This window comes from Reyranella sp. (genome assembly GCF_004297405.1).
Lineage (GTDB): Bacteria > Pseudomonadota > Alphaproteobacteria > Reyranellales > Reyranellaceae > Reyranella.
In genome coordinates this window covers 102,840-118,805 of record NZ_SCVC01000006.1, presented here as the reverse complement: position 1 = coordinate 118,805, position 15,966 = coordinate 102,840, and the positions used below count along the sequence as shown (strand labels likewise).

The window sequence follows — 15,966 nt, the reverse complement described above, 5'->3', positions numbered from 1 at the left end:
TTCAGCTGATCGCACATATCATGCAAGTATGCCGGTCGGCCCGCAGGCGGTCCCGGCGGGGCCGTCAGCACACGTCCGCCAGCCAGATCCGATCGAACAGGTCGGCCAGCGCCCGATAGGCGGGCACGGACACCTGATCAAAACCGTTGACGCCGACGGCGAGAAATTCGGCAAGATGCCGGTCGACCGCGGCGGAGTCCTGAACGCGCAGGCCCAGCTCCACCAGATCCTCGGCGATCGATCCCTGAGCCGGCAGGTACGCGGCAGTCGACCGCAGCCGCGGCGATGCCCCAGGCAACCGCACCATGGCGATGCGTGTCACTGAAGGCTGGGCGTCGGGACCGATCAGCGTGGTGCCGAACATCAATCCGCCGAGCACGCTTGCGGGCGGAGACGCCGGGAACAGGCAGAAGGTGAGCGTCGGCACGCCGCTCGAGTCTTCGCCCACGCTGCCCTGTGTCGCGCGTTTGCCGATGTTGATCGCGCCTTTGAGTTCCAGCAGCCCGGTCGGCAGGACCTCCGTATAAATGGCGTGCATACGGTTCGGAGTCGACGACGTCGTGACCGTCAGTTCTCCACGGATCAATCGGCCCCGAAAATAGGGTGACCAGGCGTGGGAATAGCAGACGAACGTGCCGGCCAACGAGAGGGCGGGCCCCTGTCCGTTCACACGGCTCGCAAACACCTCGATATCGCGTGCCAGGACCTTTCGATCCCGGCCGTGACGGGTGCAGATCTCGTCGAGGAAAGTCTCAATGTCGCAATCCGCGACCCACTGTCCGGGCCGGTCGAGTTCGAGGACCTTCGCCCAGTCTTCATAGACCTGGCGTTCGCGCGGCTGCGCCCGGCCCTGTAACCATTTGTCGGCACGGCCGATGTCGAACGACGTGTTGGCGTTAACGCGACGAAACGCTGCCGCGAGGTCCTTGCGCGCGACCGTGCCCAACAAGGCTGCCGTAAGGCGCAACTTACGGTCGATATCCTGTGCCACCCATACTCCCCGCTAACGAACGCTTCGGGATTTCCATACCTCATTTCCCCGGAAAAGACGCAGAATTCCAGCGCATTCCTCAAGAGAAGAATACTGGAAACACGCGTTCTGCGGCAAACACCGCATGGGTAGTCCTTCATCCGGGCCAGGGGAGAGCTCGCGTGATGGGGATGAACCCAAGGTGGTCCATCACATGGAAAACAAAAACAATTCGATGAAGGCTTGCCGGACGGCCAGCCTGCTTCAGGAAACCTGCCTTTCAACGCCGGCCTCGCGCCTCGCACTGACCGCTCTCGTTGCAGTCGGTGTGTTGTTGCCGCCTCAGGCAAATGCGGCCAACTTCAATGTCGGCACCGACGCTCAGCTCAGGAACGCGATCAGCACGGCGGCGAACGGCGACACCATCACCTTCACCGCCAACATCACCCTGACCAGCCCGTTGCCGAACCTGCAGCGTAGCGTCCAGATCAACGGCGCCAACTTCACGCTGTCCGGGGACAACCATACCCGCGTCCTGACCGTGCAATCCGGCACCGTCGACATCGTCGACCTCAAGATCGTCAATGGCCGAGTGCACGGTGGCAGCGGCGGCAATTCCGGTAGCGGTGGTGGCGGTGGCGGTGGCGCCGCGGGTCTCGGCGGCGCCCTGTACATTGCCAGCACCGGCGCCGTAACGGCGACCAATGTCAGCTTCAACGGCAACGCGGCGGTCGGCGGCTCTGGCGGTTTTCGCAACTCCAACGCTCCAGGTGGCGGCGGCGGCGGCGGCGGCACGTCGGGCAACGGCGCCAATGCAAACGGCGGCAGCGGCGCCGGCGGGACCGGTGGCGGCGGCAACGGTTCTCCCACGGCGTCAGGACAAGGGCAGCCCGGCGGCTTCGGCGGCGGCGGTGGCGGTGGCGGTCAGCAGGCCGGTACCGGCGGCTTTGGCGGTGGCGGCGGCGGTGGCGGTGGCAGCACCATCGGCGGCACCGCAGGCGCCGCCGGCGGCTTCGGCGGCGGCAACGGCAATGCTGTCGGTGACAATTTTGCGGGCGGTGGCGGTGGCGCAGGCCTCGGCGGTGCGATCTTCGTCCAAGACGGCGGCCAACTGCACTTCAACGGTTCGCTCAATATCTCGGGCAATACCGCCCAGGGCGGCAATGCCGGGTCGACGACATCCACCGCCGGTCAGGGGATCGGCTCCGGCCTCTTTCTCCACGGTAGCGGTGAATTCACAGTCGCCCCAGCCGTTGGCGAGACGCAGACGATCCAGGACACGATCGCCGACCAGAAAGGTGTCGCGGGCAGCGGCGGGAGCTGGTCCATCTACAAGGAAGGCGCCGGCACGACCGTACTGACTGGCCTCAATAACGCCTATTCCGGCGGCATCAGGATCATGGCCGGCACCCTGCAGGGCCATAGCGGAAGCCTGTTGGGCAACATCACCAGCACCGGCGGCACGATCGTCTTCGACCAGCGCCTCGATGGAATCTATGCCGGCAGCATGTCCGGCACCGGTGCTTTCACCAAGACGGGCAACAACACGCTGAAGCTCACGGGAAACAACACCTACAGCGGCGCCACGACGATCACCGGCGGCACGTTGCTGCTCACCTCTTCGACCAGTCTGAGCGGTCCGGGCGCCGGCATCACACTGAACAACGGCACGATCGGCCGCTCGGATGACTTGACGGTCGGCCCGGCGACAGTCATCGACCGAGCGGTCACGCTGATCAACGACGGCGGCTTTGTTGTCGCGTCGACGCGCAACGAACTCACCGTGTCCAGTGTCATCGACGGCGGCGGCCGGCTGGTCAAATCCGGTGTCGGCGAGCTCGTGCTGACGGGCAACAACACCTACTCCGGCGGCACGGTGGCGCGCGGAGGCATAATCAGTTTTACGCTCGATACCAATCTGGGCGCGGCCGGCACGGGGATCACCCTGGACGGCGGTTCGATTGGAACCACCACCACGACTCCTGCCGGCACGTCGTTCAACCGCACCATCACCTTGGAAGGTATTGGCGGCGTCTCGGTCGGTCAGCACCCCATCACCTGGAGCGGCAACATTGTCGGCGCCGGACAGCTCGTCAAGGACGGCGTCGGTGAGCTCCAACTCACGGGCACCAATACCTACGGCGGCGGCACACTTGTCCGGCGCGGAACGCTGCAGGTCGCGTCCGACGACAAGCTGGGCTTCGCCCCCGCAGGGATCACGTTGCAGGACAATGGTGTCCTGCGCGCGTCCGATACCTTCGCAACGGCGCGCGCCATCACTCTCGCCGGATCCGGCGGTGTCTTCCTCGTCGATGCAGGCAAGGAGCTCACCTTGCAAGGCCACATGAGCGGCACCAACCTCCTCAAGGTTGGCGCCGGCACCCTCGTCCTCACCGGTACCAACACCTATACCGGCACAACGCAGGTCTTCCAGGGCATCCTGCAGGGCAGCTCCGACACCATCCGCGGCAACGTCGCCTTCGACTCTTCAGATCTCAGCAAGTCGTTGGTCTTCGATCAACACAGCGACGAAACCTTCGCCGGCAACATCACAGGTGTCGGCACCACCACGGGCAACGGCAGCGTGGTCAAGAACGGCGCCGGCACTCTGATCCTGACCGGCACCAGCAAGTACACCGGCGGCACCACCGTCAATGCCGGCACCTTGCAGGGCACGACCAACAGCCTGCAGGGCAATATCGTCAACAATGCCGCGGTGATCTTCGACCAGACGATCACCGGCATTTACGCCGGCAACATGACCGGCACCGGTTCGTTGACCAAGAACGGCACCGGCAAGGTCACGCTCACCGGCACCAGCACCCTCGGTGGTGGCACGACGATCAATGCCGGTGGCTTCGCCGTGAACGGCAGCCTGACGAGCAACGTGACGTTGAACGGCGGCATCCTGAGCGGTGCCGGCAACATCACCGGCGACATCACGCAGAACGGTGGTGAGATCGCGCCGGGCAACTCGATCGGCACCATCACCATCAACGGCAACTATACGGTCCGCAGCGGCATTCTGGAGTTCGAGATCAACTCCAACGGCCAGAACGACAAGATCAATGTTGTCGGCGCCGGCCACAAGGCGACCCTGCAGGGTGGCACGATCGAGGTGCTTGCGCTGGCCGGCACCTACAGGCCCAACAGCACCTATACGCTCATCTCGGCGGCAGGTGGTGTCGTCGGCAAGTTCGACCGGACCACCAGCAACCTCGCCTTCCTGACACCCAGCCTCAGCTATGACGCCAACAACGTCTATGTTTCGCTGGCGCTGGCCTCGAATGCCTTCGCTTCGGCCGGACTGACTATCAACCAGCAGGCGGTCGGCGGTGCGCTCGATGCCATTGCCGCCTCCGGCAATGTCGACGGCATCGTCACCGTCATGGCTAACCTTCCCAGTGGCGCCGGCGCCCCTGCCCTGCAGGCGTTGAGCGGCCAGCCCTATGCCGACTTCGGCACGTTGAACACGCGGGCCTCGCAGTTGTTCATGAACTCGGTCGGCCGGCAGATGGCGACGGAACGTGGTGCCGGCCTCGGCAGTGGTCCGCAGCGAGTAGCGCTCGCCGAAGCCTGCGTCGTCACCTGCGATACGACGACACCCAGCCGGTTCGGTGCGTGGATCGCCGGCATCGGCAGTACCGGCAGCGTGCTGGGCGATGCCAATGCCTCGAGCTTCACCTACACGATGGGCGGCACTGCTTTCGGCATCGACTACCGTCTCGATCCGCGCTTCCTCGTCGGCATCGCCGGCGGCTACACGTCGGGCACGCAGTGGGTGAACGGCTTCTCCGGCAACGGATACTCCGACTCGTTCAGTGTCGCGGTCTACGGCTCGTTCACTCAGAATGGCAGCGGACCGGGTTTCTACGCCGATGCCCTGGCGGGCTACGCCAATGCCAGCAACCGCATGCAGCGCGTGATCTCGCTGCCCGGCAATCCCACCGGCCTCGCCAACGGCAACACCTCAGCCAACCAGTTCCTCGGCCAGATCGAGGCCGGCTACAAGTTCGGGCTCGGTCTCGGCGCCAACACCTCGATCAGCCCCTTCGCCCGCCTGCAGATCGGATCTGTCAACCAAGCAGCGTTCACCGAATACGGTGGCGGCGTCTTCAATCTTGCTGTCGCCGCCCAGACCACGACGTCGGTGCGTACAACCTTCGGCATCGACCTCGCCGGCGGCTTCGACATCGGCGGCACGCTGCTCGATCTCGGCCTGCGGCTCGGCTGGATGCACGAGTTCGCCGACACCGCGCGCCCGATGACGGCAGCCTTTGCAGCAGCCCCCGTGAGCCAGTTCACCGTCTTCGGCGCCACGCCGCAGCGGGACAGTGCCGTCATCGGCTTCTCGGCCGCAACGGCCCTCAGCAACCGCACCTCCCTCTTCGTCTCCTATGACGGCGAAGTGGGTGGCGGCACCGACAACCACTCGCTGCGCGCAGGTTTCAGAATCACCTGGTGATCAAGAAGCGGCGAAATCGACTTTCAGGACTAAGGGTAAGCGTAAATGTACAACAGTGTTCGGGTAGCGAGGCAGGTTCGTGGCATGGCAGATCTGCTCAAGGGGACTTGTCTCTCGACGCCGGCCTCGCGCCTGGCATTCACCATGCTGCTGGCAGCCGGTGTGCTCTCGGCACCGCTTCAGGCAAATGCCGCCAACTTCAACGTCGCCACCGAAGGGCAGCTCCAGAACGCCATCAGCAACGCGGCGAACGGCGACACCATCACCTTCACCGCCAACATCACGCTGAGCAGCAACCTGCCGGTCGTGACCAAGAGCGTCACCTTCAACGGCGGCGCCTTCAGCCTGTCCGGCGCCAACCAGTATCGCGGCCTGCTCATCCAGTCCGGCACGGTCGCGATCAACGATCTCAACATCGTCAATGCCAAGGCACAGGGTGGTAAAGGCGGAAACGGTGACGATGGCAGCGGCGGCGGCGGTGGCGCCGGACTGGGCGGCGCGCTGTTCGTCGGCGCAGGTGCCCATGTCACGGTGAGCAATGTCGGCTTGAAGGACAATTCGGCGCACGGCGGCGCGGGCGGCACGTCGGCGAACAACGGCACGTCGGGCGGCGGCGGCAGCTATTGGCCCACCGGCGCCGACGGCGGCGACGGCGGCCTCTTCGTCAGCGGCGGCGGTGGCACCAACGGTGGCGGTGACGGCAGCACGAACGGCGCCGGAAGCAATGGCGGCTTCGGCGGCGGCGGTGGCGGCGGCGGCAGTGGCATCGGAGGAACCGGCGGCTTCGGCGGCGGCGGCGGCGGCTCCAGCGCCAACGCACCCCACAAGTCGCCCGGAGGCTTTCTGGGTGGCGCGGGTGGCCGGCTCTCGGAAGCCGGCAATGTCTTGTTCTACGGCGGCGGCGGTGGCGGCGCCGGACTGGGCGGCGCCCTCTTCGTCCAGGATGGCGGAACCATTTCCCTGGCCGGCGCGCTCGTCGTTTCCGGAAACACGGTTGCCGGCGGCGCAGCCGGCAGCGGTGGCTACCTTAGTCAAGGCGATGCCGGCGGCGCAGCGGGCAACGGCATGTTCCTCCAGGGCAACGGAACTCTCACCCTGGCGCCGGGCGGCGGCCAGACTCAGACGATCAGCGACGCCATCGTCGACCAGTCCGGCGCGGGCGGCACCGGCGCTGATGCCGGGAGCTGGTCGCTTGTGAAGGACGGCGCGGGAACGACAATCCTGTTTGGAGCGAACACCTACTCCGGCGGTACCACCGTCAACTCGGGCATCCTGCAAGGCAACACCGGCAGCCTGCATGGCACGATCCTGAACAACGCCACCGTCGTGTTCGAGCAGACCGGCGCCGGCACCTATGCCGGCAACATCTCCGGCACTGGCGCCGTCATCGCGCGAGGCTCCGGCGAGGTGACCTTCGCCGGCACCAACACCTACTCCGGCGGCACGACGGTCACCGATGGCCGTCTGCTGTTCACATCGGACGCCAACCTAGGCGCTGCCGGCAAGGGCATCAGCGTGACCGATGCGGTGATCGGCGTCGCGACCGGCGCCGGAGGGCAGACCTTCAACCGGCCTCTCACGATCACCAACAGCGGCGGCGTGTATGTGAGCGAGAATGTGGCGGGTGCGGTGACCTGGAGCGGCACGATCGACGGAGCCGGCACGCTGGTGAAGTCCGGCAGCGGCCGGCTGATCCTGTCCGGCACCAACACCTATTCGGGCGGCACGACGGTCAGCGACGGTCTTCTGCAGATCAGCGCCGACGCCAATCTCGGCGCGGCTGGCACGGCCATCACGTTGAACGGCGGCAGCATCGGAACAGTCAAGGAAGCGCCGGCGACCCTCACCATCGGCCGCTCGGTCACTCTGGGCGCGAGCGGTGGCGGCTTTTACGTCGACAACAATCCCCTCACCTGGAGCGGCAACATCGGCGGCACCGGCCAACTCACGAAATATGGCGCCGGCGTTCTCCAGCTCACGGGAACCAACACCTACAGCGGCGGCACGCAAGTGCTGTTCGGCACCGTGCAGGTCGCTTCCGACGACAAGCTCGGCGCAGCCGGCACGGCCGTCACACTCATCAACAACGGAACTCTGTTCGCGACCGACACCTTCACCACCGAGCGTCCCTTCAATCTCCAGGGCGCCGGCGGCACGCTGCTGGTGAACGGCGGCAAGACCCTGACACTGACCGGCACCGTGGCCGGCAGCAGCATTCTCAAGGTGGGCGACGGCACGCTGATCCTTGCCGGCAACAGCACCTATACCGGCACCACGCAGGTCTTCCAGGGCATCCTGCAGGGCAACACGACCACCGTGCGCGGCAACATCGCCTTCGACGAGTCGCCGCTTTCCAAGACGATGTTGTTCGACCAGGAGACCGACGGCACCTTCGCCGGCAACATCGCCGGTGTCGGCACCACCAACGGCAGCGGCGCCGTGGTCAAGAACGGCAACGGCAAGCTGATTCTGAGCGGCACCAGCAAGTATACCGGCGGCACCACCGTCAATGCCGGCACGTTGCAAGGAACGTCCAACAGCCTGCAGGGCAAGATCGCGAACAACGCCGCGGTGATCTTCGACCAGGCGTTCAACGGCACCTATGCCGGCGACATGACCGGCGCCGGCGCGCTCACCAAGAACGGCACCGGTACCCTCAACCTCACCGGCACCAGCACCGTCGGCGGGGGCACGACGCTCAATGCCGGCGGCCTCGCCGTGAATGGACACTTGACGAGCGATGTCACGGTCAACAAGGGCGGCACGCTGAGCGGCACCGGCAACATCACCGGCAACATCACGAACCATGGCGGCCACATCAAGCCCGGCAACTCGATCGGCCACCTCACCGTCAACGGCAACTTCACCTTCAACAGCGGCACCTACGAGGTTGAGGTCAACGCCCAGGGCGACAGCGACCGCATCAACGTAATCGGTGCCGGCCACAAGGTGAACATCAATGCCGGCACGCTGCTGATCGTGCCCGACGCCGGTACCTACACGCCCAACACGACCTACACGATCATCACGACGCAGGATGGCGGCACCGTGAAGTTCGACAATGTCGCCGGCGGTGTCGGCTTCCTCACGCCGCAGGTCTCGCTCGACCGCAACAACATCTACGTCACCCTGGCGCTGGCGCCCAACGCCTTCGCCTCGGCAGGACAGACACAGAACCAGCAGGCAGTCGGTAGCGCGCTCGATGCCATTGCCGCTTCGGGCAGTGTCGGCGGCATCGTCACGACGATGGCCAACCTGCCGACTTCACAAGGTGCCCCTGCCCTGCAGGCGTTGAGCGGCCAGCCCTATGCCGACTTCGGCACGTTGAACACGCGGGCCTCGCAGTTGTTCATGAACTCGGTCGGACGCCAGATGGCCACCGAACGCGGTGTCGGCCTCGGCAGTGGTCCGCAGCGAGTAGCGCTCGCCGAAGCCTGCGTCGTCACCTGCGAGACCTCGACGCCGAGTCGCTTCGGCGCGTGGCTCTCGGGTATCGGCAGCACCGGCAGCGTGCTGGGCGATGCCAATGCCTCGGGCTTCACCTACACGATGGGCGGTACCGCCTTCGGTATCGATTATCGCCTCGACCCGCGTTTCCTCGTCGGCATCGCCGGCGGCTATACGTCAGGCACGCAGTGGGTCAACGGCTTTTCCGGCAACGGATACTCCGATGCCTTCAGCGTCGCGCTCTACGGCTCCTTCACGCAGAACGGCAGCGGGCCGGGTTTCTACGCCGATGCCCTGGCGGGCTACGCCAATGCCAGCAACCGGATGCAGCGCGTGATCTCGCTGCCCGGCAATCCCACCGGCCTCGCCAACGGCAACACCTCGGCCAACCAGTTCCTCGGCCAGATCGAGACCGGCTACAAGTTTGGCCTGGGCCTCGGCGCCAACACATCGATCAGTCCGTTCGCGCGCCTGCAGATCGGCTCGGTCAACCAGGCCGGCTTCACCGAGTATGGCGGTGGTGCCTTCAACCTCGCCGTCGCCAGCCAAACCACGACGTCGGTCCGCACGACCTTCGGCGTCGATCTCGCCGGCGGCTTCGACATCGGCGGCACGCTTCTCGACCTCGGCCTGCGGTTGGGTTGGATGCACGAGTTCGCCGACACAGCACGCCCGATGACGGCAGCCTTTGCAGCAGCACCCGTGAGCCAGTTCACCGTCTTCGGTGCCACGCCGCAGCGGGACAGTGCCGTCATCGGCTTCTCCGCCGCGACGGCGATCAGCGACCGCACCTCCCTCTTCGTCTCCTATGACGGCGAAGTCGGCGGCGGCACCGACAATCACTCGCTGCGCGCAGGCTTCAGGATCACCTGGTGATCATCGATAGCTCCCGCGGCGAGATCGACTTTCAGGACTAAGGGTAAGGGTAAGCGTAAATGTACAGTGGTGTTCGGGTAGCGAGGCAGGTTCGTGGCATGGCGGATCTGCTCAAGGGGACTTGTCTCTCGACGCAGGCCTCGCGCCTGGCATTCACCATGCTGCTAACAGCAGGCATGCTCTCCGCACCGCTTCAGGCAAATGCGGCCAACTTCAATGTCGCCAACTCATCGCAACTCCAGAACGCGATCAGCAACGCGGCGAACGGCGACACCATTACCTTCACCGCCAACATCACGTTGAGCAGCAACCTGCCGACCGTGACCAAGAACATCACCTTCAATGGCGGCAACTTCACCCTCTCCGGTAACAACCAGCATCGCGGCCTGTTCGTGCAGTCCGGTACGGTCGCGATCAACGATCTCAACATCACTCACGCCGTCGCCCAGGGCGGCAAGGGCGGAGACGGCGCGAGCATTGAGGTCGCTCCCCCCGGTCCCGGTGGTGCAGGTGGCGCCGGACTTGGCGGCGCGCTCTTCGTCGGTGCCGGCGCTCATGTGGCCGTGAGCAACGTCAACTTGCAGAACAGCTCGGCGCGCGGCGGAAACGGCGGCAATGCCAACGGCTCCTTCGGAGCGGGCGGCGGTGGCGGCGGGTACCTGCCCGCCGGAGCCGACGGTGCCAACGGCGACTATACGGGAGGCAGAGGCGGTGCCGGCGGCGGCGGTAACGGCCATTCGGTCAGCATTGGCCAAGCCGGCGGGTTCGGCGGCGGCGGCGGTGGCGGTACGACCGGAGGAGACGGCGGCCTTGGCGGCGGCGGTGGCGGCAGCAGCGAAATTTACCAAGGGACAGCTGGCTTCCTGGGTGGCCACGGTGGCAACGGCGGTGGTGGCGGCGGTGGCGGAGCGGGACTTGGCGGTGCGCTCTTCGTTCAGGGCGGCGGCACTCTGATCATGGCCGGTTCGTTCACCGTCTCCGGCAACACAGTCGCGGGCGGCGCTGGTGGTGGTGGCAGTGGCGGTAGCGGTACGAACAACGGCGCGTCCGGTTCAGGCGCCGGATCGGGCCTCTTCCTCAATGCCAACGGCACGATCACGCTCGCTCCTGGCGCCGGCCAGACGCAAACGATCAGCGACGCCATTGTCGATCAGACGGGCGCCGGCGGCACCCACGCCAATGCTGGGAGCTGGTCGCTCGTGAAGGACGGTTCGGGGATCACGACCTTGACCGGCGCGAACGCCTATACCGGCGGAACCACCGTCAAGTCGGGCATCCTGCAGGGCAACACCCCGAGCCTCGTGGGCAACATCGCCAACAACGCCATCGTGGTCTTCGAGCAGGCGAGCGACGGGACCTACGCCGGCAACATCACGGGCACCGGCGAGTTGATCAAGGACGGCGCCGGCAAGTTGATCCTGAGTGGCGACAACAACTTCGGTGCCGGCATCCTCGTCAGTGGCGGCATCCTGCAGGGAACCTCCAACAGTCTGAAGGGCAACATCTCAAACACTGCCACCGTCATCTTCGACCAGGCGTTCAACGGCACCTATGCAGGGGACATGACCGGCGCCGGCACGCTCATCAAGAATGGCACCGGCAGCCTCAACCTCACCGGTACCAGCACCGTCAGCGGTGGTACGACGATCAATGCCGGTGGCCTCGCGGTGAACGGCCACCTGACCAGCCATGTCACTGTCAACAAGGGCGGGACCCTCAGCGGCAGCGGCAACGTTACCGGCGACATCACGAACCATGGCGGCACGGTCAAACCGGGTAACTCGATTGGCCACCTGACCGTCAACGGCAACTTCACCTTCAACAGCGGAACGTACGAGGTCGAGGTCAACGCCCAGGGCAACAGCGACCGCATCAATGTCGTCGGCGCCGGCCACAAGGTGATGATCAATGCCGGCACGCTCCTGATCGTCCCCGACGCCGGCACCTACACGCCCAACACCACCTACACGATCATCACGACCCAGGACGGCGGCACCGTAAAGTTCGACGCCGCCACCGGTGGCGTCGGCTTCCTCACATCGAAGCTCTCGCTCGACCGCAACAACATCTACGTCACCCTCGCACTGGCCCCCAATGCCTTTGCCTCGGCGGGACAGACCATCAACCAGCAGGCAGTCGGCGGTGCTCTCGATGCCATTGCCGCTTCGGGCAATGTCGGCGGCATCGTCACGACGATGGCGAACCTGCCGACCACGCAAGGCGCCCCTGCCCTGCAGGCGCTGAGCGGTCAGCAATATGCCGACTTCGGCACGTTGAACACACGTGCCAGCCAGCTCTTCATGAACTCGGTCGGACGCCAGATGGCGACGGAACGCGGTGCAGGACTCGGTGGCGCCAAGAGCGTCGCCCTTGCAGAGGCTTGTGATGTGGCGTGCGATACGACCACGCCCAATCGCTTCGGCGCGTGGCTTGCTGGGATCGGCAGTACCGGCAGCGTTCTCGGTGACGCCAACGCCTCGGGCTTCACCTACACGATGGGCGGTACTGCCTTCGGCATCGACTACCGCCTCGATCCTCGTTTCCTCGTCGGCATCGCCGGCGGCTATACGTCAGGCACGCAGTGGGTGAACGGCTTCTCCGGCAACGGATACTCCGACTCGTTCAGTGTCGCGGTCTACGGCTCGTTCACTCAGAACGGCAGCGGACCAGGCTTCTACGCCGACGCGCTGGCCGGCTACGCCAATGCCAGCAACCGCATGCAGAGGGTCATCGCGCTGCCCGGCAATCCCACCGGCATCGCCAACGGCAATACCTCGGCCAACCAGTTCCTCGGCCAGATCGAGACCGGCTACAAGTTTGGCCTGGACCTCGGCGCCAATACCTCGATCAGCCCCTTCGCCCGCCTGCAGATCGGCTCGATCAACCAGGCCGGCTTCACCGAGTATGGCGGCGGTGTCTTCAATCTCGCCGTCGCCAGCCAGACCACGACGTCGGTACGCACCACCTTTGGCGTCGACCTCGCCGGCGGTTTCGACATCGGCGGCACGCTGCTCGATCTCGGCCTGCGGCTCGGTTGGATGCACGAGTTCGCCGACACCGCACGCCCGATGACGGCAGCCTTTGCAGCAGCACCCGTCAGCCAGTTCACCGTCTTCGGTGCCACGCCGCAGCGGGACAGTGCCGTCATCGGCTTCTCCGCCGCGACGGCCCTCAGCGACCGCACCTCCCTCTTCGTCTCCTATGACGGCGAAGTCGGCGGCGGCACAGATAATCACTCGTTACGCGCAGGTTTCAGAATCACCTGGTGACATCGACGCTCTGGACGGCGGCGGCGGGCTGCACCAGCATGCCGCCTGCGTGTCTTCAGATCGAGTTCCTGTCCGTAGCGTTCGCCGCGCCGATACTTCCGATGCGGCGGCCGTAGAGCGGTTCGCGCCCGGCCTGTGGCCGGCGACCGCGTCGAGCGATTGCGCCGTGTTCGTGATCGACGGCGATGGTGATCCCGTCGGCGCCATGCGCCTGCGCTATGCCAACGATCGCCTCGAGATCGAGCGGATCGCCGCCACATCCCGCGACGTGGCGCGCCAGCTCACCGCCTTCGCCGAACGCACCGCGCGTGCCCTGAAGATCGGCGAGCTTCACCTGCAGCCCGACGCTGTCTCCAGCGACGGTGCGGCGGCTCTCGGCTTCGGCAACGGCATCAAGCGTATCTCCAACCGCTGGTGGCTGCGCGCGCTCGATCATCTCGAAGGCGTCGGTGTGCCGCTGCTGCGCGACGGCGCCGCGCCGCTCGACCAGACGCTCTACTATCGCGGCATCTGGGCGGCGATTGCGCTGCTGGTCGGCTTCGGCATCATTCCGCTCACGGTGTTCAGTCCGGGCGACGTGACCTTGCTGCATGTCGTCGTGCCGGCAATCGTTTGCATCACCGGCACGCTGTTCGCGCTTTGGCAGATCGGACTGATCGTCAAGGCGGCGCAGCGCGGCAGTCGCGGCCTCATCGCGCTGACGATCATCGCCGCGGCGGCGGTTTCCGTCCTCGCCATCGGCGGGCTGTTCTACGACCGCGCCCTGCCCTCGCTCGCCGAGCTGTGGGAGATCTATGGCGGTGACGAGGAGCTGGGCGATCTCGAGGTCGCCACAAGCAACGACGGCACGACGCTCCTGGTGCAGGGCGCCTACGGGGTCGGCAGCGCCGATCTGGTGCGGCGCGCGCTCGACAGCAATCCGCGCGTTCGACGCGTCGTGCTGGCGGGACCCGGCGGCCGCATCGGTCCCGCCTTCGAGATCAATCGCATGATCCGCGAACGCAAGCTCGCCACGCACGTCGAAACCGGCTGCGCCTCGGCCTGCACCATCGCCTTCCTCGGTGGCACGGATCGCTCGATCTCTCCGACCGGACGGCTCGGCTTCCATCAGGGCAGCTTTCCGGGGCTGGGTGCCAACGACATGTTCGAGAGCAACCGCGACATGCGGCGCTTCCTCATCGCCAGTGGCGTCACACCCGCTTTCGCCAAGCGCGCCATCGACACGCCGGCCGACGAAATCTGGACCCCGACGCCGCAAGAACTGCTGGCCGGCAAGGTCGTGAACCGCATAAATCGCTGACGAGTTGAAAAGAGGTTCCTACGGCATGATCCCCCGCGGCCTTTCCTACGACGATGCGATGCGGCAATTCCGTTGGCCGACGCCGGAGCGCTTCAACATCGGGCGCGCGATCTGCGAGCGGCATGCGCCGGACACGCTGGCAATGATCGTCGAGGCGTCCGACGGCTCGATACGCAACTGGAGCTTCGGGCAGATGCTGGCCGCCAGCTCGCGGCTCGCCAATGCGCTGGTCGCGCGCGGTCTCGGCAAGGGCGACCGGCTGGCGGTGTTCCTGAGCCAGAGCGCCGAACTCACGATCTGCCATCTCGCCGGCTATCGCATGGGCGCCGTCGTGCTGCCGCTGTTCACGCTGTTCGGCGAGGAAGCGATCGAATATCGCCTCACCAACGCCGAAGCCTCGGCCATCGTCACCGACATGAGCCAGTTGGCGAAGCTGCTCGCCGTGCGCGATCGCCTGCCAAACCTCAAGACGGTGATCGTGATCGGCGCCGGCGCGCATGGCAGCGCCTTCCTCGACTGGCGGCTGCTGCTCGCGGCGGCCTCCGACAGCTTCACGACGGTAGACACGCTGGCCGAAGATCCAGCGCTGCTGATCTACACGTCCGGCACGACCGGCCAGCCCAAGGGCGCGCTGCATGCCCATCGCATGATGCTGGGCTGCATGCCGGCCGTCGAACAGTGGCTGAGCCACTGGCCGATGGGTAACGAGGTGATGTGGACGCCGGCCGAATGGGCGTGGATCGCCGGCCTCTACGATTCGCTGTTCCCCGCCTGGTACTACGGCACGCCGGTGCTGGCGCATCGCTTCGCCAAGTTCGATCCCGAGCGCGCCTTCGCCATGCTGGCCAAGCACAGGGTCGGCGTGAGCTTCATCCCGCCGACCGCGCTCAAGATGATGCGCCAAGTCCACAAGCCGCGCGACCGCTGGACCTACGATGTCCGCGCCGTCTGCACCGGCGGCGAGGCCATGGGCGAGGAGCTACTCGCCTGGGGCCGCGACACGTTCGGCACCACGATCTCCGAAGGCTACGGCCAGACCGAGATGAACATGATGCTGCTGAATTCGCCGGACTGGTTCGACGTGCGGCCGGGTTCGTGCGGCCGCGCCTGCCCCGGTCGCAAGGTCGCGATCGTCGACGACCAAGGCAATGTCCTGCCGCCGGGCGAGGAAGGCCAGATCGCAGGCTGGCGGCACGATCCCATCGTGATGCTCGAATACTGGCGCAACCCTGAAGCCACGGCGCGCAAATATGCCGGCGACTGGCTGCTGACCGGCGACCTCGGCCGCATCGACGAGGACGGCTACGTCTTCTTCAAGAGCCGCGACGACGACGTGATCACCTCGGGCGGCTACCGCATCGGCCCGGGCGAGATCGAGGAATGCCTGATGAAGCACCCCGCCGTCGCCATGGTCGGCGTCGTGGGCGTGCCCGACAAGGTACGTACCGAGATCGTGAAGGCCTTCGTCCAACTTCGCCCCGAGATCGCGCCGACGGACGCGCTCAAGACTGACCTGGCGAATTTCGTGAAGACGCGGCTGGCCGCCCACGAATACCCGCGCGCGGTCGAGTTCGTGGCCGAACTGCCGCTCACGACGACCGGCAAGATCCTGCGCCGCGAGCTCCGGAAGCTGGGTTAA

The 15,966-nt window shown here is 65.9% G+C and carries 6 protein-coding genes; 5 read left to right on the top strand and 1 reads right to left on the bottom strand.

From position 1 onward, the window contains the following. Positions 1 to 64: 64 nt before the first annotated feature. Positions 65 to 991, bottom strand: a complete 927-nt coding sequence (locus tag EPO50_RS02785; protein WP_296341124.1) for a hypothetical protein — start codon at positions 989 to 991, stop codon at positions 65 to 67. Positions 992 to 1,184: 193 nt separating this feature from the next. Here EPO50_RS02785 and EPO50_RS02780 point away from each other — a divergent pair, with 193 nt between their 5' ends. The 5 genes from EPO50_RS02780 (at position 1,185) to EPO50_RS02760 (ending at position 15,966) form a co-directional block, all read left to right on the top strand. Then, positions 1,185 to 5,435, top strand: coding sequence for an autotransporter domain-containing protein (locus tag EPO50_RS02780; RefSeq protein WP_296341123.1), 4,251 nt, complete (start codon positions 1,185 to 1,187; stop codon positions 5,433 to 5,435). Positions 5,436 to 5,519: 84 nt separating this feature from the next. Next, positions 5,520 to 9,758, top strand: coding sequence for an autotransporter domain-containing protein (locus EPO50_RS02775; RefSeq protein WP_296341122.1), 4,239 nt, complete (start codon positions 5,520 to 5,522; stop codon positions 9,756 to 9,758). A gap of 98 nt (positions 9,759 to 9,856) precedes the next feature. Further along, positions 9,857 to 13,027, top strand: coding sequence for an autotransporter domain-containing protein (locus EPO50_RS02770; RefSeq protein WP_296341121.1), 3,171 nt, complete (start codon positions 9,857 to 9,859; stop codon positions 13,025 to 13,027). 49 nt (positions 13,028 to 13,076) lie between these two features. After that, a complete protein-coding gene (locus tag EPO50_RS02765) occupies positions 13,077 to 14,327 on the top strand; it encodes a hypothetical protein (RefSeq protein WP_296341120.1) in 1,251 nt (416 codons plus the stop codon). 25 nt (positions 14,328 to 14,352) lie between these two features. Next, positions 14,353 to 15,966 (top strand): AMP-binding protein, encoded by a 1,614-nt coding sequence (locus tag EPO50_RS02760; protein ID WP_296341119.1) that lies wholly within the window; start codon positions 14,353 to 14,355, stop codon positions 15,964 to 15,966.

Coding starts and splice junctions, on each gene's coding strand:
- EPO50_RS02770 (WP_296341121.1), top strand. CDS start 9,857: ATGGCGGATCTGCTCAAGGGGACTTGTCTCTCGACGCAGGCCTCGCGC.
- EPO50_RS02780 (WP_296341123.1), top strand. CDS start 1,185: ATGGAAAACAAAAACAATTCGATGAAGGCTTGCCGGACGGCCAGCCTG.
- EPO50_RS02760 (WP_296341119.1), top strand. CDS start 14,353: ATGATCCCCCGCGGCCTTTCCTACGACGATGCGATGCGGCAATTCCGT.
- EPO50_RS02775 (WP_296341122.1), top strand. CDS start 5,520: ATGGCAGATCTGCTCAAGGGGACTTGTCTCTCGACGCCGGCCTCGCGC.